General features: G+C 44.0%; 23 protein-coding genes and 1 riboswitch. Of the genes, 11 read left to right on the top strand and 12 right to left on the bottom strand.

From position 1 onward, the window contains the following. Positions 1-34 precede the first annotated feature (34 nt). Both B2U56_RS00440 and B2U56_RS00435 read right to left on the bottom strand, forming a co-directional pair. A complete protein-coding gene (locus B2U56_RS00440; protein ID WP_286951486.1) occupies positions 35-727 on the bottom strand; it encodes a hypothetical protein in 693 nt (230 codons plus the stop codon). A gap of 64 nt (positions 728-791) precedes the next feature. After that, on the bottom strand, positions 792-1427 hold the full coding sequence (locus tag B2U56_RS00435; RefSeq protein ID WP_286951482.1) for a GNAT family N-acetyltransferase: 636 nt from the start codon (positions 1425-1427) through the stop codon (positions 792-794). A gap of 119 nt (positions 1428-1546) precedes the next feature. Between B2U56_RS00435 and B2U56_RS00430 the strand changes: the two genes are divergently transcribed. Beyond that, the gene (locus B2U56_RS00430) at positions 1547-2455 is read left to right on the top strand and encodes a DMT family transporter (protein WP_013047885.1); all 909 of its coding nucleotides are present in this window, start codon (positions 1547-1549) and stop codon (positions 2453-2455) included. A 47-nt stretch (positions 2456-2502) separates the two neighbouring features. Here B2U56_RS00430 and B2U56_RS00425 read toward each other — a convergent pair whose 3' ends face one another. Together B2U56_RS00425 and B2U56_RS00420 are read right to left on the bottom strand one after the other, a co-directional pair. Further along, on the bottom strand, positions 2503-2715 hold the full coding sequence (locus tag B2U56_RS00425) for a hypothetical protein (protein WP_013047884.1): 213 nt from the start codon (positions 2713-2715) through the stop codon (positions 2503-2505). A gap of 200 nt (positions 2716-2915) precedes the next feature. Then, a complete protein-coding gene (locus B2U56_RS00420) occupies positions 2916-3710 on the bottom strand; it encodes a mechanosensitive ion channel family protein (protein ID WP_273015403.1) in 795 nt (264 codons plus the stop codon). A gap of 181 nt (positions 3711-3891) precedes the next feature. On the opposite strand from B2U56_RS00420, the gene B2U56_RS00415 reads away from it, so the two are divergent. After that, the gene (locus B2U56_RS00415; RefSeq protein ID WP_013047882.1) at positions 3892-4362 is read left to right on the top strand and encodes a methylated-DNA--[protein]-cysteine S-methyltransferase; all 471 of its coding nucleotides are present in this window, start codon (positions 3892-3894) and stop codon (positions 4360-4362) included. Positions 4363-4416: 54 nt separating this feature from the next. On the opposite strand, the gene B2U56_RS00410 is transcribed toward B2U56_RS00415, so the two are convergent. After that, positions 4417-5376 (bottom strand): collagen-like triple helix repeat-containing protein, encoded by a 960-nt coding sequence (locus tag B2U56_RS00410; protein WP_286951476.1) that lies wholly within the window; start codon positions 5374-5376, stop codon positions 4417-4419. A 369-nt stretch (positions 5377-5745) separates the two neighbouring features. Then, the gene (locus tag B2U56_RS00405; RefSeq protein WP_286951474.1) at positions 5746-6489 is read right to left on the bottom strand and encodes a 4Fe-4S binding protein; all 744 of its coding nucleotides are present in this window, start codon (positions 6487-6489) and stop codon (positions 5746-5748) included. Between the two features lie 360 nt (positions 6490-6849). Between B2U56_RS00405 and B2U56_RS00400 the strand changes: the two genes are divergently transcribed. Further along, positions 6850-8028: a hypothetical protein gene (locus tag B2U56_RS00400; protein WP_286951471.1), complete on the top strand. Its 1179-nt coding sequence runs from the start codon at positions 6850-6852 to the stop codon at positions 8026-8028. A 39-nt stretch (positions 8029-8067) separates the two neighbouring features. Here the strand turns inward: B2U56_RS00400 and B2U56_RS00395 are convergent, their stop codons facing one another. Further along, positions 8068-8883 carry an SDR family NAD(P)-dependent oxidoreductase gene (locus B2U56_RS00395; RefSeq protein ID WP_286951470.1) on the bottom strand — a complete coding sequence of 272 codons (816 nt, stop codon included), beginning with the start codon at positions 8881-8883 and terminating at the stop codon, positions 8068-8070. A gap of 200 nt (positions 8884-9083) precedes the next feature. Here B2U56_RS00395 and msrB point away from each other — a divergent pair, with 200 nt between their 5' ends. Beyond that, the gene (gene msrB / locus B2U56_RS00390) at positions 9084-9557 is read left to right on the top strand and encodes a peptide-methionine (R)-S-oxide reductase MsrB (RefSeq protein WP_013047878.1); all 474 of its coding nucleotides are present in this window, start codon (positions 9084-9086) and stop codon (positions 9555-9557) included. 59 nt (positions 9558-9616) lie between these two features. Here the strand turns inward: msrB and B2U56_RS00385 are convergent, their stop codons facing one another. Together B2U56_RS00385 and B2U56_RS00380 are read right to left on the bottom strand one after the other, a co-directional pair. Continuing rightward, complete coding sequence (locus tag B2U56_RS00385) at positions 9617-10570, bottom strand: radical SAM protein (protein ID WP_286951468.1); 954 nt, start codon at positions 10568-10570, stop codon at positions 9617-9619. Positions 10571-10680: 110 nt separating this feature from the next. Then, on the bottom strand, positions 10681-10971 hold the full coding sequence (locus tag B2U56_RS00380; protein WP_286951465.1) for a hypothetical protein: 291 nt from the start codon (positions 10969-10971) through the stop codon (positions 10681-10683). Positions 10972-11205: 234 nt separating this feature from the next. Here B2U56_RS00380 and B2U56_RS00375 point away from each other — a divergent pair, with 234 nt between their 5' ends. The 7 genes from B2U56_RS00375 (at position 11206) to B2U56_RS00345 (ending at position 19021) form a co-directional block, all read left to right on the top strand. Next, entirely contained in the window at positions 11206-11904 is a 699-nt protein-coding gene (locus B2U56_RS00375) for a class I SAM-dependent methyltransferase (RefSeq protein WP_013047876.1), read from the top strand. A gap of 33 nt (positions 11905-11937) precedes the next feature. Then, positions 11938-13476, top strand: coding sequence for an ABC transporter substrate-binding protein (locus B2U56_RS00370; RefSeq protein ID WP_286951462.1), 1539 nt, complete (start codon positions 11938-11940; stop codon positions 13474-13476). Beyond that, entirely contained in the window at positions 13464-14420 is a 957-nt protein-coding gene (locus B2U56_RS00365) for an ABC transporter permease (RefSeq protein ID WP_286951460.1), read from the top strand. The genes B2U56_RS00370 and B2U56_RS00365 overlap by 13 nt, the downstream gene beginning before the upstream one ends. Next, entirely contained in the window at positions 14417-15214 is a 798-nt protein-coding gene (locus B2U56_RS00360; RefSeq protein WP_013047873.1) for an ABC transporter permease, read from the top strand. The genes B2U56_RS00365 and B2U56_RS00360 overlap by 4 nt, the downstream gene beginning before the upstream one ends. Further along, positions 15211-16032 (top strand): ATP-binding cassette domain-containing protein, encoded by an 822-nt coding sequence (locus B2U56_RS00355; RefSeq protein WP_273313056.1) that lies wholly within the window; start codon positions 15211-15213, stop codon positions 16030-16032. Before B2U56_RS00360 ends, B2U56_RS00355 begins: the two co-directional genes overlap by 4 nt. Then, on the top strand, positions 16032-16718 hold the full coding sequence (locus B2U56_RS00350) for an ATP-binding cassette domain-containing protein (protein ID WP_013047871.1): 687 nt from the start codon (positions 16032-16034) through the stop codon (positions 16716-16718). The genes B2U56_RS00355 and B2U56_RS00350 overlap by 1 nt, the downstream gene beginning before the upstream one ends. 188 nt (positions 16719-16906) lie before the next feature. Further along, on the top strand, positions 16907-19021 hold the full coding sequence (locus B2U56_RS00345) for an LssY C-terminal domain-containing protein (RefSeq protein WP_286951456.1): 2115 nt from the start codon (positions 16907-16909) through the stop codon (positions 19019-19021). A 90-nt stretch (positions 19022-19111) separates the two neighbouring features. On the opposite strand, the gene B2U56_RS00340 is transcribed toward B2U56_RS00345, so the two are convergent. From B2U56_RS00340 to B2U56_RS00330, 3 genes are all read right to left on the bottom strand, one after another. Continuing rightward, positions 19112-21718, bottom strand: coding sequence for a cation-translocating P-type ATPase (locus tag B2U56_RS00340; RefSeq protein WP_286951454.1), 2607 nt, complete (start codon positions 21716-21718; stop codon positions 19112-19114). An 84-nt stretch (positions 21719-21802) separates the two neighbouring features. After that, a riboswitch (NiCo riboswitch) is annotated at positions 21803-21883 on the bottom strand. Between the two features lie 76 nt (positions 21884-21959). Continuing rightward, positions 21960-23138, bottom strand: coding sequence for a trans-sulfuration enzyme family protein (locus B2U56_RS00335; protein WP_286951452.1), 1179 nt, complete (start codon positions 23136-23138; stop codon positions 21960-21962). A 75-nt stretch (positions 23139-23213) separates the two neighbouring features. Beyond that, positions 23214-23804: a DUF6448 family protein gene (locus B2U56_RS00330; RefSeq protein WP_286951450.1), complete on the bottom strand. Its 591-nt coding sequence runs from the start codon at positions 23802-23804 to the stop codon at positions 23214-23216. Positions 23805-23985: the final 181 nt, after the last annotated feature.

The raw sequence follows: 23985 nt of genomic DNA, 5'->3' as shown, positions 1-23985 counted from the left end.
CCACATTGTCTGGGTGCTGCTTTCTTAACCATTATCAATCTTGCGGCTGCATGCTCACCCCAGGAGGCATTCCCATGGAACTCAAATCTATATCCTCGTACTCTATGTTTCCAGGGGGGGTAAACCGGGATGAAGGAATGGAAGGATTCACCTCGAAAAGAGTGGCCTCCTCTTTCTGTTCCATAGTTCCCAAGCTCATCGCAGACTTTAAGGTGATGTGTTCCTCATATACCCACGTTCTCACGCCTGAAACCTCTGCTACCATGCATTCATACCCGAGTAACTTCTCTTTTCCCAGGATTTTCCCGCCCATTTCCTTAAACATTTCCTCCCCTTTTTCTTTCATTTGCTCGGGGGTCATGGCACCTGAATACATAGCTGCCATTTTTTCCATATCGCTATTTTTCATCCTTGTCCCCGTGTTCGTCAAAAGGTCAATGTTATATGTATAGCTATCAGTACGGATAAAAAGTGTTTTGTTTTGCGTTACCTCTTTTGTCCCACCAAAAGAAATAGTTGTTTCCTCATCTCGTAATTCATAATAATTTTTCCCATAACTATCAAAGAAAACCGTCTTTTTCCCCACTGTCTGTCCTGAGAGTTCGTACTCTATATGAGCCGATTTTACTGGGGGTGTAACTTTTGAGATCCCTTCTTGGGCATAACAAAAAATAAAGGTTACAAACAATACAAAAAATATTGCTCCCTTAAAAAACTTGTTCTTCATTCCTAGCGCCCCTCTCTATATGAATTCTTAAGCCACATACCCCTCTCTCATTTAAAAAATATTTTTAAGAAGAGAGTTCTAAATCCCATCGTTCTTCAACAATATCCTGCCCCCATAAAGAATGTTCTTTTGTTTCAGTCAGAGTAAAATCAAATTTTTCGTAAAGGTGGCGAGCATCTTCCAACTCTTTGACCGTCCATAAAAACACCCTTTTCAATCCCCGCCCTGTACAATAATCAAGGGCTGCTTCCATAAGTGTCCTTCCAATACCCAGACCGCGACAAACAGGTTCAAGATAAAACCAACGAAGCTGAGCTGCATCGGCTTCTGTTTCCACTATAGCAATGGAACCCATTACATGGCCCCAGTAATCCACAACCCAAACGTTGCCCTTTTTGCCGCAGTCACAGAGAAACTTTGACATGCCATCAAGTAGGTAGCTCTCAAAGGTGTCATCGAAACCATATTCATTCCTATAGATCACACAATGGCGATGAGCTATAATCCCAAGCTCTCCTGATCTGTAGGGACGGATCACCATATCAGATGGTCTAACCCCTTTAACTAATGACATAATAACAACCATGGAAGAAACAATGTCATCCTGATCAACCATATCTAATCTTTCTACATTTTCTCGGGTTAACTGGGAGGAAAATTTACAAAATTCCCTTATCTGGTCGCTATGCAGTGTACTCATCTCTCCACCACCTTCTTCAAACAAATTTTAACACTGAAAAAATCAATGTAAATTAAACTTGTTTATTTTATCAAATTTGTATATTCTAAAAATATTATGGAAGATAAGAGGCTGATGAGATGAATAATGCCACAAATACTCAACAATCGAAATTGCCTGATCATTATAAGGGGGCAGCAGCGGCACTTTTATCAGCTTTTTTGTTTGGCTTTATCCCTATTTTAGCAGTATCTGCCTATAAAAAAGGCATTACCGTCATGACTTTTCACTTCATGCGATTTATCATCGCATCAATTGCTCTTTTCTGCCTGCTTTATTTTCAGAAGGGCCATCAGGTAGTAATGGTGGGCAAGAAGAACTTTTTACAGCTTTTTGTACTTGGCGGTATTCTTTTCACTCTCACAAGTTTTAGCTACTTCTCTAGTTTTCAGTATATCCCGGCATCCATGGCAGCGCTTATTTTTTACTCTTATCCAGCTCTTGTTGCTATTGGATCCTTGTATGTCAATAAAGAACCTCTTACAACAAAGATTATTCTTTCTATTACGCTTTCTACTGTGGGTCTTATATTTCTTTCTGGAAAGATTGACGCTTCGGTTAGTATGAAAGGTGTTCTTTTAGCAGGTTTTGCTGCTCTTTCTTACACATCCTATATCCTTTATGGAAACTCTCTCATGAAAAAGACACCATATCAAGTAGTTGTTGCCTTTGTCTGTTTCTTTTCAGCCGTGTCTTTTTTTATAGTAGGAAAAGCAACTCATAATCTTATTCTTCCTCACACTACTTCTACATGGCTGCTATTTTGCATTATTTCTCTTGTTTCCCTTTCTGGTTTCCTCGCGTTTTTTCTTGGGGTGAAACTAACAACCCCGTCAATAGCGGCCATTCTCAGCATGGCAGAACCCCTTGTAACTGTAGTTTTATCTCTATTAATCTTTAAGGAGTACCTGACCATTCTTCAATATCTGGGGGGGATTCTCGTGCTTGCTGGGTCTTTTTTAGCTCTCAAAGCATGTGCCTTGAGATGAAAGTCGACGTTGGCAAAAAGAATAAGCCCCCCAAGGGGGGCTTGAATTTAACGATATGATCCGTAAGAAGAGGGGCCTGTATAGCAGAAACGTTCATTCAGCAAAAAACGAACCCTGTCTGTGCACAGATCCCATGCCTCAGGCTCCTTATTGAGAAGAGACACCATTTCATTGAGCAATCCGTCAATGACAGCATTGGAAACGTTTGGATCTTTCGCAGTTTTTTCTATTTTATCGATAATTTCTTGCGCCTTGCTCATCGTGACAAACCTCCTTTCCAAAACATAAAAAGGATTATATCACTTGAGCTATTCGATAAATATAGATAATAAATAAGATTTATAACGAAATAAAATATTTTTCCTATCTCTGCTGTATCTGCTCCTTGCAACACCACTAAAGCTACGTCCCAAGCTGGTGGGAGACAAAGGTGAAGCTTCTCTTGGCCGAAATCAATAACTTACTGCTGCTTTAAATGCACGTCCATTTGAGGATATGGTATTGATATGCTCTCCTCATCAAAACGTCTCTTCACTGTTTCAATGATATCGAAATAGACGGTCCAGTAATCCTGGGCGTTTACCCAAACTCGGACCGTGAAGAAAATCGCGCTTTCCCCATGCTCTGACATTCTCACAAAGGTTTCTGGCTCTTTTAAAATTAACGCGTGGTTCCCCACAACTCCCTGCAACACCTCAATAACCTTATGAGAATCCGCCTTATGCCCGACGCCAAACTTGAAATCCACACGGCGAGTGCTCTTAACAGAGTAGTTTACGATGCTGGCATTTGAAAGGCTTCCGTTGGGAATGAAAATCACCTTATTATCAACGGTGACAAGTTCTGTATAGAGAATCTGTATAGCCTGGACAGTTCCACTGAATCCGCTTGCTTCTATATAGTCCCCCACCTTAAAAGGCCTCAAGGCCAAAAGCAATACTCCTCCCGCAAAATTAGACAAAGAGCCCTGAAAAGCCAAACCTACGGCAAAACCTGCTGCCGCAATAACAGCTACAAAGGATGTGGTATCTATTCCAAGAATACTAATAATTGATATGACCAAAAGAACCTTCAATAAGGCATTGACAAGAGAAACAATAAATGGCTTCAAAGTCTTATCAAGAGATGATCTTTCAATAATCTTTTCTACTGTTTTGGTAATCCAATGAATAACCTTTAATCCAATTAACACCGCTAAAATAGCCAAAGCTACGCTTTTAATGACTGGCATGGACAAATCAATAAAACTATTCATAAAACACTCTCCCTTTTCCTTTGATACTATCCATAACAACAAAAAAACAATGGATTGTCAATTAAACAAATTTGCCTCCCCATAAAGCCACTGGAGATGTCACTGAACTCAAGTAAAAATATGATCTTTCTGATAATATGAAAAGGGAACAAAACCCTCACCAAGAGGAGTGATTTTAAAAATGAGACATCTGTTTTTTTACCAAACCCCTATAGGAGAAATAGCCATAGCTGAAGAAAACGATGTAATAACCCACCTCTGCTTTCAAAGTAAAGATATTCTTAAAGACATGACAATCCATGAAACTAAAATTCTTAAAGAGGCTGGAAAACAACTTAAGGAATATATGGAGGGGAAACGAAAAGAATTTACTCTCCCCCTTGCACCAGTCGGCACTGAATTTATGATTCGTGTGTGGAAAAGTTTATGTGCCATACCCTACGGTGAAACACGAAGCTATAAGGAAATAGCTGAAAGTATCGGAAACAAAAAGGCCTCACGGGCAGTCGGTCTTGCCAACAATCGTAACCCCATTCCTATTTTTATCCCCTGCCACCGCGTTATCGGTGCTAATGGCAAACTTGTTGGGTATGGAGGAGGACTCCACATAAAATCCTTTCTCTTAAAGCTGGAAATGGAATATAAAAATTAAGTCTACAAAAAGGGCCCCTTATAAGGGGCCCTTTTACCGTGAGCCTTTATTCTATTATTCTTTTTTACTCAGCAAGGCTTTCAGTTCTTCTACCTCAGCTTGAAGGTTTTCAATGAGCTTCTCTTCATAGCTTTTTCCAAGCTTGAAGGTAAGGCGCAACCCATAACGATCCACTTCACCGCGAGTTACAGAGTAATCCCCAAAGGCCTCCAAAGTTGTACGTTTTGTATCAGTCAACCTGAGGTTAAGACCCAAAATGAACTGAGGATCTTCAAGATCGGAAAGCCTATCCTCAAACTGATCCATTCTGCTATTGACAGAATCCTGCCAGTTTTCAATGCTTCCAATTCGGCCATCCTGTTCATCATTCTTTTCGTTAATTTCCTGAAGGTCTTCATTTGTTAGCACATCCGCCCAAGTGGTATCGTAATCGTCACCAGAAGCTTTAACCAGGGCCTGACCTGCTGAACCACCCGTAGGAACACCTTCCCCCACGAGAGAATCGAGCCACTCTGACAATGTGCCTGTAAAACCGTTCTCCACCGCCACTTCATAGGCAGAGTTCCCATCTTCTCCTGGCTCACCTTGAGGACCTGGGGCTCCGCCATGTAAGGAATCGAGCCAGTCCTGCTCTGTCCCTTCAAAACCATTTAAAACTGCCAACTCGTAAGCAGAGAGGCCGTTGACTCCATCTTGTCCATCATCACCGGAAAGCCCCTGCTCCCCCTGTGGCCCCTGTTCACCGATAAGAGAATTGAGCCAGTCCATTTCACTGCCTACAAAACCGTTTTCTACCGCTATTTCGTAGGCCGATTTCCCATCAGCGCCGGCGCCATACTGGTCTATTAACTCCATAATCCTCGCGTCGACAGCACCCTGTATATTAATCACTTCATTTTGCGGTGCCTTATCAGTAGGGTGAACCCACCATCCCTCTACTGGCGCGCTAGCTAAGGCAGCAGTCGCACCCACTAATAACCCGCCTATTACGATCAGAGCAAATAATTTTTTCATTTTTATCCCTCCTTAAGGGATCTAACTTGTTTTTATGCGTGATCCCGAAAAACGTAAAAAGCAAATTGAATTAGCAACAAACTGCCAACCCACTGGTTTAATCCTAAACAAATCCTTATTAATAAATACAACGCTAATTTCAAACTATGCTAATGTTCTTTTAATTTATATTATTATATAACTCTTAAAATTAGCTTTGTCAACATGCTATCTGTATTGCTTTGTGAAATTTTGATTACTTTTAGAATTGTTTGCCTAATAAAAGTACGTTAAGACAATCAGCAAGAGACAACAACGAGAAGGGTGCTTTTGGGGGGAGAATTTTAAATATTAATTAATATATTAAGTGGCTGTGAAAAGCACAGCCACTTAATGACGATCATTTTTGGGGGAAGAAAAGGAGAAGAAAATAACTTTTTTGGGACAAACATCTACACATGCACCGCAAGAAATACACTCAGAAGAATACATATCCCCCAAGCGAACCATGGCATTCACATCAAGGCTCATGGGACAGTTTTTTGTACAGAGCTTGCAGTCAATGCATTTTGAGCTGTCTGCTACAAGATGAAAATGATGAGTATTAAATTTTCTCGCCGCCCACTTCCCCAAAATCATAAAGGGAGCCAACATACAGCCATAATGGCAAAAGGATCTTCGCCCTAATAGAAGGGATAGTGTCACCATGGCGCCCATGGCAACATAGAACATAAGATAGGATTTAGGGGTTCCAAGGGAAAAACCACCCTCTATGCCATATAGAGGTTTAATTGATAATATGCCACCTGCCATGACGAAGAAAGCAACCAGCGTCATCAACCAAACAGCAGCAATACCATACTTGATAAGATTAAATTTTTCGCCTAAAACTCTTGAATCATTTGCTGGAAAAAGGGCTTCTTGTACTGCTCCGCCTGGGCATATCCAGCCACAAAAAACTCGCCCTGCAAAAAAGGCTATAACCGCAGAAACCACTATAAAAATAAGGCTCGATGTAACTATGCCTTTCAAAGCTCCCTGCAAAGTAAGAAGTGGCGAAAGATAGAACATGGTCACCGGAAGAGAGAGAATAAAAATAACCATAAGAGCCTTGCGTAAATTTTGCCGTTTCATGAAATAATCCCCCCTTAATTAACTATAAAACCAGGCAACATAATACCATATTAGGGTATAGCAAAGAAGTAATGGTAAAAGAATATACATTCCTCATTACATACATAAATTTTGCTCTTAAAATTATATTGCTGTTATTTTAATAATATATGTAGGTGCTATATTAGATGTAACTAATTCAGGTAAGATTATTAAGGTTATTGCTGTCAAAAAGCTCTGCTCATTTTATATTTATATGTTCACATGCAATTCGCAAAGCGTTCTCCGAAATTTGCCGGAACAACATACCATTCACTTTCTCTTCTTCAGTCACAACAAGTTCCCCTCTGGCAAAGCAATTTTTAATTACAGGGGGCTAGTATGAAAAAATATAATTTGTTAAAAACAGCAGATATTCCTTTTGATGTGATCCTTTTGATAATTATCGGAATGATTATGTTAATTACCGGGGGTTTGCTGCTTCCAATATCGGCAGGAGCGCTTCCTTATTATGAAAACGGTCTCTATGGCTTGCTTTTGTTTATTTTCGCTTTGCAAATAATTACCCTCGGCCAAACACCTTTCGGCAATATGCGCAGAACGAAACCATTACTTGCCATTGGGGTGGCCATTGCAGCAATAGGTATTGTAACGTGCTTTATTCCTGACATCTTTAACAATATTCCTCGAATACTACTCCTTCTCTGTTTTGGACTTGGTGGTTTCTTGTTGTTTCTGCAAATGTTATTTTCTAAAGATAAACTTCTGTCGTGGCTGAAATACGGGGGGATATTCCATTCTCTTGTCTTTGGATGTGGAGTGGTTTATTTGTTATCGATACTAATTGGAGCGCTTATTTTAAAACACAACCTGCTGACAACATCGAAAACGGCAGTGGTCATAATGGTTTATGGTGTGACAATTATCTATCTTGCAGAGGTTCTTCGAAAAATATATCTCTTATATCCCGAAGCAGAAAAACTTAATGATACCGGCATTGCTCTTTCTACAGATAAGGCAATGATTTTACTGACGGGTATTTTTATGATATTGCTCGGAGTTCTCTTGATTCCTGTTAATTTAGGGCTGCTTCCATTTTCGGGAAGTGCACAGCTTGGATTGCTGATGACCATTTTCGCAATTCAGATGCTTGCCTTCGGGAACACGCCGATAGGACCATTTCCCCGTTCATGGCCAATCATCCTCTTCGGGCTCCTCTTTGCGGCCCTTGGAATTACATCTTGTATTATTCCTGAAATATTGGTTTCCCCTCTCACGGTGCTCGTCGGAGTTCTTAACATTCTTGGCGGTGCCATTATGCTTTGGAGAATATGCTCTCCTATACTGAAAAAAAGGGATAAGCCGCGAGATCCTGTACCTCTAGTATTAGTGAAACTTACCTTCGCTCAAGTCACATTAAATCTAGTGTCCGTACTTTTTGGCACATCAATGCTCGTTGCCCATATGATTCCAGGACGAGTAATTGGTGTGATTCTCACCATAAATGGTTGCGTTCTTTTATATTTGCTGCATATATTGAAACTTCTGGACAAAATGTAAAGAGATGTGAATATTATTGCCTGATACGTCACATTTTACTTAAAAATAGGTTCCCTTTGTCCGGTAATTTTCACGACGTTCACTCGCTAGTTTACGAGCGATCTCGTCGTATTCTTTTCTGTTTTCCCTATAAAGAGCTTCTATTTCTCGCATGATTTGAGGAAGGATAATAACAAGAGAGTTTCTTTCCATTTCTTGAAAAATATAATTAACAGCATCGTCCACACTTATTGAATCTGGAGGAGGCGTCAGTTCTCCAAATATTGACGTAGCAACATTACCGGGACAAAATACGCTGAATTGCAACCCATCAGCTTCCAATTCATATTGTAAACTCTCGGTCATAGATATAACTGCACTTTTAGTTGCAGCATAAACGGCCTGATATGGAACGGGAATGCGCCCTGTGATGGAACCCGTATTTATAATGTGCCCAAAACCCTGCTCTCTCATAAGAGGGATAGCTGTATACGTTCCGTGAACTACGCCCATTACATTCAAATCAATTATCAATTTCCAAATATCAAAGGTTATTTTTTCCGTAGGAAGTGTCATACCCATGCCTGCATTATTGAATACAAAATCAAGGTGTCCATCGAAATCTTTTGCTGTATATATAAGGTTTTCAACCTGCTCCAGCTTGGTAACATCTGTCAATTTTGAAAAAACTTTTCCCTCGTGGGCTATGCTTAAACGCTCAGATTCACTTTTAAGATTTTCTTCGTTTACATCACCCATAAAGACAGCCATGGCTCCTCTCGAAAGCAAATGCTCAGTAATTCCCAAACCTATGCCAGAAGCCGCTCCGGTTACTACCGCAACCTTATCTTCAAAATATTCGCTCACTACACACATCTCCTTTTTCTAAGGCAAAATTTTCGAGCCCCCTACGTTGAATCTGGACGCCCCTTCATCATTAGAGCCTTCCCAATTTATTAAATTATTATAAAATGTTTGCTTTAGTTGTACAAGAAGAATAATAAAGAATCCTCGTTTTTCACCTTTATATGATACTGTATAATACTATTGTAGGGTATAAGAAAGAAGGAGTGGTCATGAAATACACGTTACTATTGCTAACAGTAGGAACAATTATATTTTTTGTGACAACAAGCGTCTGTGCCACAACTATAGAACGAATAGAAAAAACTGACGAAGAGTGGAAAGCTATTCTTACGCCAGACCAGTACGTTATCACCAGAAAAAAGGGGACAGAACCCCCCTTCTCTGGAGCATACTGGAACTTACACGAAAAGGGCACCTATGTTTGTGTTTGTTGTGGCGCTGTCATTTTTTCATCGAAAGAAAAGTTTGATTCTGGCTCTGGATGGCCAAGCTTCTGGGCAACAGTAAAAGATGCACCCATCGCAACTAAACTGGATTCTTCTTTTGGAATGGAGCGGACGGAAGTGCTCTGTGCCCGTTGCGACGCACACCTGGGCCACCTTTTTTCAGACGGCCCTCCACCCACCGGGATGCGATACTGCATCAACTCTGCCGCTCTGAACTTTATTGCAGAAGAAGAATAAAAAAAATGAAGGGTATAACCAGTCAGAGAAACATAAAATATATAGGGTCTAAAACGCTTTTAACGGCAAGCATCAAGCCGCAGCCCAAGATTACAGGCAATTTGAACAATTTTTAGGTATTCAGCACGACTTGGGCGGCAGTTTATCTCTGGGAAATTTTCACAGGATACCTCCCCTGCAGGGTGGTATTGGAACATTATGTTAACGTAGGTATGGGGAGAAACCTTCTCAGCAAGAAAGTGGAGGATCGCTTCACTGCCAGCAACTCCCCCAGGCATCACTAGATGCCGCACTAGAAGGCCACGTTTTGCCAAACCATGCTCGTCAAGTTTCAAATCTCCCACTTGACGATGCATTTCTATAATTGCCTGGCGCGCAACTTCCGGATAATCAGAAGCGGTGAGATAACGAAGGGCCTGATCGGGGTTCCACATTTTGAAGTCTGGCATATAAATATCAATGATCCCATCTAGGAGTTGCAGGCTACACATCGAATCATAGGCAGAGGTATTATAAACTATTGGTAAATGAAGTCCATTTTCTGCAGCAATTGATACGGCTGCTATAATCTGTGGAACCACGTGGGATGGAGTCACTACATTTATATTGTGGCAGCCGGAAAGCTGTAGCTCTAACATGAAAAGAGCAAGCTGCTCATGAGTAACTTCAACCCCTTCTCCCAAATGGGAAATCTCGTAGTTCTGACAAAAAATACAACCTAAATTGCAGAAAGCAAAAAAAATCGCACCGCTCCCACGTCGCCCGCGCAAACAATTCTCTTCTCCAAAATGTGCAAAGTGATTTGAAACTCGTGGAAGCAGCCCAGTCTTGCACACTCCTGTCTCGCCTGCCATGCGGTTCACCCCACAACAGCGAGGGCAAAAGGTGCAACTTTCGAGACCAGCCAGCGCTTGCTCCGCCCTTCGCTTCAATTCTCCACTATGCAGAAGAGAAACATACGCTGGCTCAAAATCTTTGCTCAAGAGAGTAAATCGATTGACACCTTCACGCATAGTTATCGCGTCCCCCCCTTTGCACTTTCAGCACAGAGCTCGGGCAACAGCTTCCCTTTGATTTGAAAAAACAAGGGCGTCGAAATTTCAAACGGACTTATCGGGTTAGATTATTTTATAGCCCTTATGACCACAAACGAACCTTCTCCATAGCCTTTCCTGACCGGTTCTGGTGCCTTAATATCTTTTAGCTGGTTGAAGACAGTCTGAGAAAAGCGGAACATCTGGAACCCGGCGTTTTTCAAACAAATCACTACTTCATCTACTGAATAAAAGGTTGCCTCACAGTAAAAAACGTTATGTTCCTTGAATTTCTGGTATACCTGACCCACAGGACTTGCCCGATCGATAAACCCGATCACCAACACGCCATTTTTTTCAAAGGGTTTTATCCTTGCCATGTAATCACTCCCATATAAACAAGTTAAAACTCCTCACTAATGCTTCAACATTTTAATTGTACACCCGAATAACCAGACAACTTGAGCATGCTGGTACTTTCAACCCAAAAATTGGGCCCGAATACAAAGTTTGAACGAACAACAACCAATAGCAACAAGCAAACAAAAGTAACACTAAATACGAAATATGTGCTACTATTGTGTTGATTAAAAAATCCACTTTCGGAGGACCTCATGGATACAGGAATCTCCTCAAACACAACAGCAGAACGAGTGGCATCCTACTGGAGCTGGCGATCACAAGTATATGACACTACATGCTCTAAGCATACTCAATGGCATGACATCTTTCTCGCCCCTTTCAAAGATAAGAAATCTCTTAGACTTCTTGATATGGGGGCAGGAACGGGATTTCTATCTCTCGGCTTCGCAAAAAAAGGACACAGAGTCACTGGTATAGACCTCTCTCCCGAAATGGTAAATTTCGCAAGAAAGATGGCCCGAGAGAAAAATATTTCTATTGAGTTTTTTCTGGGAGACGCCCAGGAACCGCCCCTTTTTTCAAGCCCTTTTGATGGGATAACGTGCCGTAATCTTCTGTGGACCCTTCCCAACCCGCTAAGGGCTTTAACTGCCTGGAAAAGACTTTTGAAACCCCAAGGCCTCGTTGTGATTGCTGATGGGCTATGGGAACCCAGGTTATATCTGGCAAAGGAAGAGCCTGTCACGATCAAATTCAAAGAAGCCTATTCAGAGATTCGCGAGCAACTCCCATACTTTTTAGGTCTTTCTGCTGAAAATGGATTTTCCCTGCTGGAACAGGCGGGGTTTTCTGAAATCAGTCGGCACGATCATCTTTTCCATGAAAATCCCTATGAGTATAATAATGAATTTTTTGTTCTATCAGCAGTTAACGATTGCCGTAAAAAATAAATTATTAATAAAACTATAGTGAGGGTGATACAAATGAAAAGATGTATTTTTTTCGCTGTCTGTTTGTCTTTGTTCATGTTTTGTTTATCTTTAACTCCTGCATGGAGCGCTTCTGCCCAACCACTTACAATCGTATCTGCCTGGGAAGCTTCAGGAATGGATCCGGTAGTTTCGGGATTCGTCTTTACTCGGATGGGCTGTTTGGAAACACTTGTAACATCCGACAAAAAAGGTGGCATTGAACCGCGTTTAGCAACGAATTGGTCCGTTTCTGAAGACGGACTCACCTGGACCTTTAATCTTCGCAAAAACGTAGTTTTTCATGACGGAACACCCTTGACGGGAGAAACTGCCGCTCTCTCTCTTAATCGGACACTCGCGAAGGGAAGTATTTTTAAGGGAACTCCTGTTAAAGGATTCTCAGGGGATGGGACGAAGATATTGGCTACCACTGAAAGTCCCTTTTCTGCTCTCCCAGCCTATCTAGTCCACTATTCTGCCGCTATTTCTGCACCGGCATCTTTCGACAGCGAAGGAAAAGCCATAACAGTTATAGGAACCGGCTTTTACCGCATGACCTCCTTCAAGGAAGGAAAAATCATCGATTTTGAAGGCTTCGACAAATATTGGGGAGGAAAACCCGCGATAAACGAGGCTCGGTATTTCGCCGTGTCCAACCCTGAAACAAGAGTTCTTCTTGCTGAATCCGGAGAAGGAGACATCGTTGTGGATATCCCTGCTGAAGCAGCTCTCCGCCTTCGGGAAAACAAAAACCTCACGGTCATAAGCGACCCACTTCCCAGGGTGCGCCTTCTCACTGTAAATTCCGCGCTCCCCTTCTTCTCAAATGCAAAAGTACGTTCGGCTCTTTCATACCTCATTGACCGCGAAAGCATTACCACTGCATTGCTAAAAAATTCCAACGCCGCTGCTACACAGCTCTTTCCACCTGTTTCAGCATGGCACAATAAAAATTTGGCTCCCCTTGCCTACGACCCTGAAAAAGGCAGAGCCCTGCTCAAGGAGGAAGGGTGGGTTCCTGCAGGCAAGGAGGGTATTCTTACAAAAGACGGACATCCCTTCGCCTTCGAAATCTTAACCTATGCTGGCCGACCAGACCTGCCCCTTATAGCAGAGGTTATTCAGCAAGCATTAAAAAACGAGGGCATTGCTGTAAGCATCAGAGTTGAAAAGTCAAGCATGGTTCCCGAAAGACACAAGAACGGAACTCTTGAAACAGCCTTTATTGCAAGGAATTTTGGTTTCGTTGCGGATCCCATCGGAACACTGACAAGCGATTTCGGCCCTGAAAAGGAAAGAGGCGGATGGGGAGCCATGAACTGGTCCTCTCCACTGTTCGATGATGCCCTTACAACATATGGACAAACCTTTGCAAGTGAAAAACAGAAACCCTTACGGGGCACTATGACATCTATTCTTCAGGAAGAACTCCCTGTTATTCCCGTAGCATGGTATGACAATCACGTAACAATAAACAAAAGGATCAAAGGTGTTTCTCTTGATCCTTCGGAAGTTCGTCCCTATCCGGAAGGAGTAGAATGGTCCGAATAGCATCTTTTATACGTACCTATCTTCTTCGTATGGTCATCGTGGCTCTGGGGGTGAGCACCCTGTGCTTTCTTGCAGTGGAGTTCTCCCCAGGGGACCGGGCCTTTGACGTGGCTATAGCGCGCTACGGCCTCGACGGCGCAACTGTCTCGGCGACAGAATATGTTCGAGACAGTGAGGGTCTCGACAGGCATCCTTTTGTCCGTTATCAGGCCTGGCTCTCTTCCTTGATTCGGGGGAAATGGGGTCACTCCATGATAGGAGGGGAAGAGATCTTTCCCATGTTGATACGCTCATTTCAGCGCACAGCCATTCTTGGCGGAGTATCCCTTATCTTTTCTCTGCTATTGGCCTTCCCTTTAGGGATTTATTGCGGCTGCCATCCCGGAGGTATTATTGATATCTCATCCTCAATATTATCCAGCCTACTTGTCTCCTTCCCATCTTTTATCAAGGGAGCACTTCTCATCCTTTTGCTGGCCGTCAAGTTACAACTTTTCCCCGTGGCCGGCTTCACTTCAGGTTGGCATATAGCCTTGCCTGCCATAACCCTTGCCATTGGCCTCGCCGCAGAATCATGCAGGGTAATAGCTTCTTCTGTTAAGCAAGTCTGCCAATCAGAACATTACAACTTTGCCCAACACAAGGGACTCTTCGGGCACCAGCTTTTTTTACCCCACGGTCTTCTTAATGCTTTGGTTCCTATTACAACATATGTAGGATTACAGGCAGCCGAACTCCTCGACGGTGTTGTCGTTATTGAAACTCTATTTGCCTGTCCAGGATTAGGAAGTCATCTCCTTGATGCCCTTCGTTCTGGAGATATTCTGGCAATCCAGGGCGCCGGCCTCCTCCTCGGATGGATTTATGTCACGGTAAATTCCCTTACGGAATGGCTATCTGACAGCTTTACTCCTGCTGACAAGAAAGAAGGTCTCGTCCTATGACAACAAAGAAAAAAGGGGCGATCTTCCTTTTGGCTTTTCTTTTTATTAGTTTAGGAGGTTTCTTTTTACATGATTCTGACCCTTTTAGCCAAAATCTTCTTCATACCCTTGAAAGACCTTCAAAAAACCACATTCTGGGAACTGACCATCTTGGAAGGGATTTTGCAGCTCGCCTGGCACAAGGAGCCTTAAATTCCATTTATCTTTCGGCACTCTGTGTATTTGGCTCTGTAGTTATTGGTATGCTCTTTGGTTCTCTCGCTGCCTGTGGAAAAGAAAAGACAGAAAAGTGCCTGCTTGTCCTCACAGACATCGTCATGGCGTTCCCAGGCATTATTCTGGCCATAGTATTGAGTGCCCTTACAAGCGGAGGCCCCAATGCCGTTATAATTGCTCTCATTTTCACCGGATGGCCCCACTATTTTCGTATGGTTCGTTCACTGTTAAAAGGGATATTAGTCAGTCCATATGTAGAAGCCGCTAAACTTGCAGGATTTCCCCTCCCTATACTTCTAGTGAAATATGTTTTTCCTAAACTTATTCCCACACTGGGAGTTATGGCCACCCTTGCATGGGGGAAAGCCGTTCTTGAAATATCTTCTCTTGGTTTTCTGGGAATTGGAGTAGCCCCTCCAGAACCTGAATTAGGAGCCATGATCTCGGAGGGAATAGCATATATGAGAACAGATTCCAGGGTTGTTTTTTTACCAGGTGGAGTCATATGTCTCTTTGTCTTTGCTTTACTTCTTCTTGGCAACGAAAATACTGACAAAACGGGAGGGCCTCAATTATGACCTCTTTTCTCAGTGTAGAAAACCTGTCAATCTTGGATGAAGAGAATAAGCCCCTTGTGCGTAACGTTTCTTTTTCAATTCCCTCCGAAAGCGTCTTCTTTTTGGTGGGGGAAACGGGAAGCGGTAAGACTCTCATAGCCCAGGCTATAGCAGGAACGCTGGCTAAAAGGCTTTCTGTCTGCGGAAAAGTGTTTCTTAAAAAACAGAACCTCCTCTCCGTAAAGGAAAAGGAACTTAAAAAGCTCTGGGGGCGGTATCTCTTTCTTATGCCCCAGGAACCCTCCACTGCACTGAACCCTCTGCTTTCTGTATTTCGACAAGTTCGGGAAGTTTTCCAACATTTGAGAGGAATGGACCGGCATACAGCAAGAACCGCTACACAAAATCTCTTTTCTGCTCTAGGCATTACGCAAGAAGCTTCCAGAGAAAGACCTGGCAAGTTATCTGGGGGCATGGCTCAAAGGGCTCTCTTAGCCATGGCTCTCGCCTCACCAGCGGAATTTATCCTTTTAGATGAGCCTACCAAAGGGCTTGATTCATCGCGAAAGGAAGATGCCGCTGCTCTCGTAAAAGGAATTATAAATGCGGGCAAAACACTTCTCTGTATCACCCATGACTTTTCTCTTCCGAAGCAAATTGGAGGTCAGACTGGCGTACTCTTCAGTGGACTTCTAGTTGAATCGGGAGATTCTCAAATAGTACTGCAACATCCTTCTCATCCTTATACCCAAGGTTTGTTGAACGCCCTCCCAGAGAGAGGGCTTCACCCTATTTCTGACGAACTTCTCGCTCAGCTTGAAAGGGCCTGGTGTCACTGATGAAAAACATATTTGCCGTTGAAGGACAATCCCTATCTAAGACCTTTTTACGAAAAGGAGGTTCTCAAATTGTTCTTTTCTCTCACCTTTCAGTCTCATTTAAAAAAGGGGAAGTAGTTGGACTTGTGGGACCTTCTGGCAAAGGAAAAACAACCCTCGGCGACATTTTGCTTGGCCTTATTGTTCCCGATAGAGGAAAAGTGTTGTGGAAGGGTCAAGATATACGCACTCTCTCCAAAACAAAGAAAAAGAATCTTCGCCCGTACTTTCAGAAGATTCATCAGGATCCTGGATCCTCTTTCCCCCAGAACCGATTGATACGTACCATTTTCGAGGATTTTTTCCGGTGGGGGTATCATCCCGCACTTTCTTCGGAGAAAGAATGGTGGAATGCTCTAGGGGAAGGGATGGAAAAAGCTTCACTTTCAGAACGACTTCTCCATCGGTACCCTTGCCAGCTCTCTGGTGGAGAACTTCAAAGATTTGCCCTGCTTCGGGCCTTGCTTTTTTCTCCCCTCTTTCTTGTAGCGGACGAACCAACCTCCCGCCTTGACCCTTCTGTTCAAGCTAAAGTTGCCCATATGCTCGTTGAAGAAGCCCATGTAAAGAGTATCGCAGTTCTGTTTATCTCCCATGACGAAGTCCTTTTAAACGCCCTTTGTTCAAGGATCATACGACTAGAGTAAATTTGAGACATCTTACCTTTGCTTAGTTTCCTTTCACGTGAAGAAAATCTTCGGCAAAAGCAAGCGGTCATCTAAGGAACCAGTTGGTTATAAGCCACCAATTTGCCGTATTGTATTTTAGAAAGATAATTTAAAATAAAAGAAGATCTTGGAAAGAGCGCCTTTTTCAAGTAAGGGGGGATATGGTTGTGGATATAGTCCATCTCCTGCTTCCAACTCTTGAACATTTCCGACTACTGGGTTACTGGATAATTCTTGCGCTTGCTCTGTGGGAATCGACGGCGTTCGTCGGCATGGCTATCCCAGGAGTTCTTTTGTTTCCAACTGTGGGTTTTCTTGTCGCCCATGGATATTTCGACCCTATTGACGCCTTCTGGTTCTGCTTCCTGGGAGCCATGGGGGGATATTGCCTGAGCTATTATTTGGGGACAGCGGGCGATCGCTTCGCTTCAAGGTTCGGACGGCTAACTTCGAAAATAGACGCGGGAAAGAAATACCTCTCAAAATATGGCTTATGGGCAATGATACCAGGTCGGTTCATGGCCATAGGATCTTTATTACCTTTTCTTGCCGGTTTTGCCAGATTACCCTTTCGTCATTTCGTGGCATACTCAGGGATTGCCAATGGGATTGGTATGGTTACGTACCTGCTTTTTGGCTATTTCGCGCGGCATGCCTGGATTTCTCTCGGAATTTGGTCCACTCGTCTGGTCTTTTTCTTAGCCACAACAGCTGGACTTCTTGGAATCTTTTATCTGATCCGTACTCTTGTTGTTAAGGGGGCCTGGCCATTGTTTATAGTCTTGGCCTCTATAATCTGCTCAGCTGCTGAAGGCGTCGGGAGAAATCCACTTTTAAAAACCTTCATAGATCGACATCCAAGGTGCGCAAGTTTCTTTTGGGAACGTTTCAATCCTGAACGCTTCGAGGGATTCCCGCTGACGATCCTGTGCCTCGCACTAGGCTATTCACTCGTATTGCTTGGCGGGGTTGTCGAAGATCTCCTGACGGCAGACCCAATTGTAGCTGTAGACAAGAGACTGGCGACCCTCCTGCTTGCTTTCAGAAGTCCCATTCTGCTGTGGATCTTTCTGAAGGTCACGCTTCTGGGAAGTTGGCAGATCGTGCTGGGAGGCGTTATTCTTTTCTCCCTCTACCTTCTTCTGGATAACAAAAAGTATTTTCTGGCACCATTTTGGGTGACTCTGGGAGGCTGTACATTTTTTACAACAGGTGGGAAATGGCTTTTCCAAAGACAAAGGCCCTTTAACATGACCCATCTCATGGAATTTTCCTTTCCCAGCGGACACACTGCCTATTCGGCTTTTTTCTATGGTTTCCTGGCCTATGCCCTTGCCCGAGGCACAACGGACCGAGGAAAGAAAGTTGATCTTTTTTTCCTGTGGGTACTCCTTGTAACAGCTGTTGGTTTCAGCCGTCTATATATCGGCGTGCATTACCTGAGCGATGTTCTGGCTGGCGCGTTGCTTGGTTTTTCCTGGCTTATCATCGGCATCAGCCTCTCGGAGTGGAGGAAGTCCAGAAGAATTAAACTTGAGGTAACAATGCCCCCCCCTGCCACAAGGAAGAAAACGTACTGGGGCCCTGCCTTATTTACGGCAGGAGTTTTTCTATACTTGTGCATTGTCGCCACATTTGTTCCTCCCTATTTCAAGGAATCTCCCCATCCCGCAGCTCTCACAGAATCAATGGACCCTTTGGCACCCTTTGAATTGAGAGGTTTATCCCGTTTTACCGAAACAATCTCTGGATCTCCGCAGGAACCTCTCAGCCTAATGATCTACGTTCAGAACGGAAACAACCTTATCACGGCTCTGGAAAAAGCTGGCTGGGTGAAGGCAGAGCCCGTTTCCTTCCGTTCCCTTGTCAAGGCCTTCAAGTCCGCTCTCTTGAACAATTCGTATCCTCAGGCCCCAGTTACGCCATCTTTCTGGAATGGGGTTCCTCTGGACATAGCCTTTGAAAAAGAGACTGAACTGCACTCTGTAAGGCAAAGACATCACATCCGCTTGTGGAAGACAGGATATCGTCTTTCGGATGGAAGTCTTCAATTTGTGGGTACAGCCAGTTTTGATAAAGGGGTTAACTGGCTTCATTTGAGCCATCGGATAGACCCAGTTATTGACACTGAGCGGAAAACTTTTGTCGATAATTGCCTGGAAGCAAAAATTGTTTCCAATTATGAAGAAATCACCTTTGTTGAGCCCTCAATGGGATCGAATTTTTCAGGAGATGCCTTTTTCTCCGATGGGAAAATGGTAATTTTACATCTCTTCCACTGAAGCTATCCATAAGAAGAGGGGCTCCCGATATACGGGAGCCCCTCTTTCAACCTGCAACAGGTATGGGAAAGAAGTACTACGATCTTAATGCTAACGATTTAGGAGCCGCTCATGCTTTTTTCGACTATGAATGTTCCATAATTCCTCGAATAGGGTCTTGATCAATTCAAACCATAATAATAGAGCCAAGCCTAGTCCGAAACATTTAGCGAATTCCATCGCGCTGAGGGTTTCAAACTTGAAGACTGCTTTCAACGGCCCGACAGCAAAAGAAGCGGCTAGAAAAAGGATCGATCCAACCAGAACACTCCAGAAAGCTCTGTTGGGAATCTTGAGCAACGCCCATGCGTTTTTTGTCCAGGAGCGATTCGTCAGTATAAGTGCAAGATTCGAAAAAACAAGGGTTGAAAAAGCCAGAGCCCTTGCTCTATCTGGAGAAGACCCTGCCTTAATGTAACTTGTAAAAACAAGAGCTACAACACAAAGGATACTGAACCCTTGAAAAAGGGCAAACAAAACGGTTCTTATGTCAAAAAGCGGCTTTGAACGATCTCGCGGAAGTCTCTGCATTACATCCTCTTCCTCCTCCTCGGCCTCGAATACTACCGAGCAAGTTGGGTCGATAATTAGTTCTAGAAAGACTATATGGACAGGAAGCAGAACCATCGGCCAATCCGAAAAGAACACCGGCAAGAGAGACATGCCGGCAATAGGCACGTGTACGGCAACAACAAAAGCCAAGGCCTTACGGATATTATCGAATATGCGTCGTCCCATGCGAACCGCTTTGGCAATAGAAGAGAAAGCGTCGTCTACGAGGACAAGGCCCGCTGATTCCCTAGCCACATCTGTCCCTCTACCTCCCATCGCTATCCCGATATGGGCACTTTTCAACGCAGGAGCATCATTAACACCGTCTCCCGTCATTGCCGTTATTTCTCCATTCGCCTTAAGAGCTTCTACGATGCGCAGTTTCTGTTCTGGGATAACCCGGGCAAAAACATTGACAGTCTGGATCTTTTCTCGGAGAGTAATTTCATCCAAAGAGTCTAGTTCCTGCCCAGTAATAACCAGGTCTGGTGAATTTAGCCCTATTGCTCGAGCGATATTTCTGGCCGTGCCAGGGTAGTCTCCAGTAATCATTATGGTACGAATACCAGCGGCATAACATTCCTGAATTGCTTTGGGAACGTCAGGGCGAACCGGATCAAGTAGCCCCACAAGACCAATAAATTCAAATTTGAAATCATGTTGCCCTATCGGCAAATCTTCTTCCGAAGAAAATTTGGCCCTCGCAATACCAAGTACTCTGAGCCCATTATCCGCAAGGAGAAGAATTCTGGACTCCACTTGCTCGACAATCGATGGATCCAAGTGGCATAAGTCCATGATTGCTTCTGGAGCCCCTTTTGCCGCTATTATCCAGTCCTTCCTTTCGGGGGAACACCAAACGTTTGACATGGCAAGAAGCTCCGGCGTAAGTGCATATTCTCGAACAAGGGACCACCCATAGTGTAAATGTTCCGTTCCCTTCAATAGGTCGTCTCCCGCTTTAAGGATGGCTTTTTCCATTGGGTCAAAGGGGTCTTTTTGGCTGGCGAGAATAGCGTATTCCAATAGTGCGTGAAGCTCTTCCGGCAAAGTTTCCCTTCTTTCTTGAAGATCTTTTGAAATCCCATCCGAGCAAAGAGCGCCCACTTTCATCTGGTTCAGTGTAAGGGTTCCTGTTTTATCTACGCATAGGACAGTAGCTGCCCCTAAAGTCTCTACGGCGGGAATCCTCCTTGTAAGAACACCCTTTTGTGAAATTCGCCAAGCCCCCATGGCTAGGAAGATGGTAAGAACAACTGGAAATTCCTCAGGAAGGATTGCCATGGCCAGGGCTATACCTGCTAGCAAACCCTCCAGCCAGTTACCTCGAGTCAGCCCATAAATCAGAACCAAGAGAAAACACAATCCTATTCCCAAAACTGAAAATATCTTTACGATCCGTTCCGTCTCCTTCTTAAGAAGTGTTTCTTCTTCTTTCAATGTCTGGAGGGCCTTGCCGATCTTTCCCATTTCGGTTTGGAAACCTATTCCTATTACCTCAGCAATACCCTTGCCATTTACGACAAGACTTCCTGAATAAATATACGGAGAGTCATCCCCTCCAGGTCTTCTCTGAACATCGGCCTCCTCCAAAGGCCGCTTCCTCACGGCAACTGATTCCCCAGTCAACATGGATTCGTCTACAGATAAATTCACGGCCGCGAACAAACGAGCATCTGCTGGGATACGGTCTCCTTCAGAAACCACTATGATATCTCCGCGAACTACCTCCCGCCCTGGAATTCGACGCTGAGCTCTTCCCCTTATCACAAGAGCTCGCGGACTCGATAAATCGCGGAGAGCTTCGAGAGCCCGCTCCGTTTTTCTCTCCTGAACAATAGTTATGCCCATAACCAGAAAGACAAAGCCCAGCAACATTGCCGCTTCCCGGAGCTCGCCGAGAATCAGATAAAGGGAGCCACAGGCAACAAGGAGAAGAAACATTGGCTCTTGGGCTACTTCAATGGCAATGTTAAATATGTTGTTTTTCTTAGTCGAGGGGAGTTCATTCGGTCCCTCCTCAATATGACGACGGGTTGCCTCTTCTTCATCAAGTCCTGGAACCTGGGCCGCATCGAAAATATCCTTGCTGGGACTCAAAAACATCTCCTCGCTTTCATAGCTTTTTCATTTTAGAGATCTTGAAACACAATTTAAGGTACAAAAAAAGACCCGCAAGCCTAGCTTTCGCTAAGTCCCGCGGGTCTTGAAATCCCACTGCCTCAAAAGAGGCCCGGCCGCACTAAAAGCCGCCTGGTCTTGTAAGGAAATTTTACGTGATACGCAGCCAATAAGTCAAGAGTGGCATAAGTAGTTTGTTATCGAACTGGGGAAAAAGTCCTTATTATTACATAACAGCAAAAGCTTCTTTCAGATCGTCAATCAGATCCTCAGCATCTTCAAGACCTACGGAGAGCCGAATAAGTCCCTTGGAGATCCCAGCTTCCAGCTGCTCCTCGTTTGAGAGAGCTGAATGAGTCATTGACGCAGGGTGTTGAATAAGGGATTCGGCATCGCCAAGGCTTACAGCCAAGGTCCAGAGCTTTGTGCTGTTAATGAATTTCTTCCCTGCCTCGTAACCGCCTTTCAGTTCCATGGCAATCATTGCTCCATAATATTTCATCTGTTTATCGGCTAGTTCTCTCTGAGGAAAATCATCAAGGCCTGGATACCAGACTTTTTCTACTTCAGGGCAACCGTTCAGGAAGCGAGCCACTTTAAGAGCCGTTTCGCAGTGTCTGGGTACACGAATGTGCAGGGTCTTCATCCCACGAAGCAAAAGATAGGAATCAAAGGGAGATAGTGTCGCCCCGGTAAGATCTTTGAGCCCTTCCAGTTTGATACGCCCAATGAACTCCTTACTCCCCACAATAACTCCAGCGATAATGTCTCCGTGACCGTTGAGATACTTTGTAGCAGAATGGACCACCACATCAGCCCCAAACTCAAGAGGACGCTGAATAACAGGAGTGCAGTAAGTGTTATCTACTACAAGAATGGCGTTTCCTTCATGAGCGATGCGAGCCAGCCCCTCGAGATCGGCAATTTCCATGGTGGGGTTCGCTGGGGATTCGCAATAGATCATCCGGGTATTGGGCCTCATAGCAGCTTTCACTGCGGCAAGGTCTTTTAAGTCCATAAAGGTAGCTTCCATGCCAAAACGGGGGAACTGGTGGTTCATCAGGGCGTGAGTACATCCATAAAGAGATTTAGCAGCGATAACATGGTCTCCAGCAGAAAGGGCGGTCCACATAACAGAAGCAATGGCTCCCATGCCTGACGCTGCAACCGCGGCGGCTTCTCCACCTTCGAGAGCTGCTATCTTTTCTTCAACAGCTGTGTGGTTTGGATTTCCTAGACGGGTGTAGATGTAGCCCTCTTCCTCGCCTTTAAATCGCCGGGCCCCTTCATCTGCGTTATGGAAAGCAAAAGTAGATGTCTGGTAAATAGGGGTGGAAAGGGCTCCAGTGATCGGATCAGGGTGAGTTCCCAAATGGACACACTGAGTATCAAAACGGTATGACATATGCACTCCTCCTTGATACGCTTTGTATTTGCCTATTATTATGACATCAAAGTGCGGAAGTTTCACCTAACCTACTCAGTGATGATGTTCACCATGTGCGTGCCCTTTCATAGTCATGGCATGGATTCCCTCCACATAATGAACGAAGGATATATAGGCTTTTACAAAGTCCCTTCCCTTCTCTGGTGATTCTTCGGCACTCTGTTTTTTCTCCCATGCATGCTGGAACCGCTTCTCAACTGTCTGTTTAACGTGGTTAGAAATACGATTTGCCAAATCTGAAACATCGCCTGACTCAAGAACCTCATCAGCCTTTGCAACAACAGGAGGCACACTGCTATCAGGCTTAATTCCCTCGTAGGACGCTCCTTCTCCCATCCTATGCACCCTGATCAAAGTTTCAAAAAACGCCCTCTCGGCCAATTTTCTTGCATCGGGACCTAGGTTTCTAACATAACAGGAAAGATCGAAAGCTTCTCGTATCTCCGGCTCATCTTCAGGGCGAATCCATTTCAGAACCGGCGTCACATCCTGTTGCTCAAAAGCAATCAGAGCCGCTTTTATAACGGGCCCCGAAAGGGTGTCACAATGAGCCTCCGCTTGACGTTTTCCCATAAAAACCGCAACTATAACCACCGCTAAAGTCAAAATTAAAATCAAATCCATACTTTTCTCTCCTCTCTCTTGGTCTCATGTTTTTTCGACTCCTACCTGCTTAAATTGTTCGAACTGCTAATGTTAAGCCTGGCTGTACCTTTTACCATCGCCGCTTTTGCATGTTCTAATATCGACGGTTCAACTCGGATGCTTACGCCTCACCATTACAATGAATGGATAATACTTCTTC

This window comes from Aminobacterium sp. UBA4987, assembly GCF_002396985.1.
GTDB classification, from domain to species: Bacteria; Synergistota; Synergistia; order Synergistales; family Aminobacteriaceae; genus Aminobacterium; species Aminobacterium colombiense.
Note: the sequence above shows the minus strand (reverse complement) of the source record. Positions and strands in the feature narration are given on the sequence as shown.

Bases quoted from the DNA above. Each gene is read 5' to 3' on its own strand.
- B2U56_RS00335 (WP_286951452.1), bottom strand. From the start codon at position 23,138: ATGTCATACCGTTTTGATACTCAGTGTGTCCATTTGGGAACTCACCCT.
- B2U56_RS00400 (WP_286951471.1), top strand. From the start codon at position 6,850: ATGAAAAAATATAATTTGTTAAAAACAGCAGATATTCCTTTTGATGTG.
- B2U56_RS00340 (WP_286951454.1), bottom strand. From the start codon at position 21,718: ATGTTTTTGAGTCCCAGCAAGGATATTTTCGATGCGGCCCAGGTTCCA.
- B2U56_RS00430 (WP_013047885.1), top strand. From the start codon at position 1,547: ATGAATAATGCCACAAATACTCAACAATCGAAATTGCCTGATCATTAT.
- B2U56_RS00350 (WP_013047871.1), top strand. From the start codon at position 16,032: ATGAAAAACATATTTGCCGTTGAAGGACAATCCCTATCTAAGACCTTT.
- B2U56_RS00395 (WP_286951470.1), bottom strand. From the start codon at position 8,883: ATGTGTGTAGTGAGCGAATATTTTGAAGATAAGGTTGCGGTAGTAACC.
- B2U56_RS00360 (WP_013047873.1), top strand. From the start codon at position 14,417: ATGACAACAAAGAAAAAAGGGGCGATCTTCCTTTTGGCTTTTCTTTTT.
- B2U56_RS00385 (WP_286951468.1), bottom strand. From the start codon at position 10,570: ATGCGTGAAGGTGTCAATCGATTTACTCTCTTGAGCAAAGATTTTGAG.
- B2U56_RS00375 (WP_013047876.1), top strand. From the start codon at position 11,206: ATGGATACAGGAATCTCCTCAAACACAACAGCAGAACGAGTGGCATCC.
- B2U56_RS00380 (WP_286951465.1), bottom strand. From the start codon at position 10,971: ATGGCAAGGATAAAACCCTTTGAAAAAAATGGCGTGTTGGTGATCGGG.
- B2U56_RS00435 (WP_286951482.1), bottom strand. From the start codon at position 1,427: ATGAGTACACTGCATAGCGACCAGATAAGGGAATTTTGTAAATTTTCC.
- B2U56_RS00420 (WP_273015403.1), bottom strand. From the start codon at position 3,710: ATGAATAGTTTTATTGATTTGTCCATGCCAGTCATTAAAAGCGTAGCT.
- B2U56_RS00365 (WP_286951460.1), top strand. From the start codon at position 13,464: ATGGTCCGAATAGCATCTTTTATACGTACCTATCTTCTTCGTATGGTC.
- B2U56_RS00425 (WP_013047884.1), bottom strand. From the start codon at position 2,715: ATGAGCAAGGCGCAAGAAATTATCGATAAAATAGAAAAAACTGCGAAA.
- B2U56_RS00410 (WP_286951476.1), bottom strand. From the start codon at position 5,376: ATGAAAAAATTATTTGCTCTGATCGTAATAGGCGGGTTATTAGTGGGT.
- B2U56_RS00440 (WP_286951486.1), bottom strand. From the start codon at position 727: ATGAAGAACAAGTTTTTTAAGGGAGCAATATTTTTTGTATTGTTTGTA.
- B2U56_RS00405 (WP_286951474.1), bottom strand. From the start codon at position 6,489: ATGAAACGGCAAAATTTACGCAAGGCTCTTATGGTTATTTTTATTCTC.
- B2U56_RS00415 (WP_013047882.1), top strand. From the start codon at position 3,892: ATGAGACATCTGTTTTTTTACCAAACCCCTATAGGAGAAATAGCCATA.
- B2U56_RS00330 (WP_286951450.1), bottom strand. From the start codon at position 23,804: ATGGATTTGATTTTAATTTTGACTTTAGCGGTGGTTATAGTTGCGGTT.
- B2U56_RS00355 (WP_273313056.1), top strand. From the start codon at position 15,211: ATGACCTCTTTTCTCAGTGTAGAAAACCTGTCAATCTTGGATGAAGAG.
- msrB (WP_013047878.1), top strand. From the start codon at position 9,084: ATGAAATACACGTTACTATTGCTAACAGTAGGAACAATTATATTTTTT.
- B2U56_RS00370 (WP_286951462.1), top strand. From the start codon at position 11,938: ATGAAAAGATGTATTTTTTTCGCTGTCTGTTTGTCTTTGTTCATGTTT.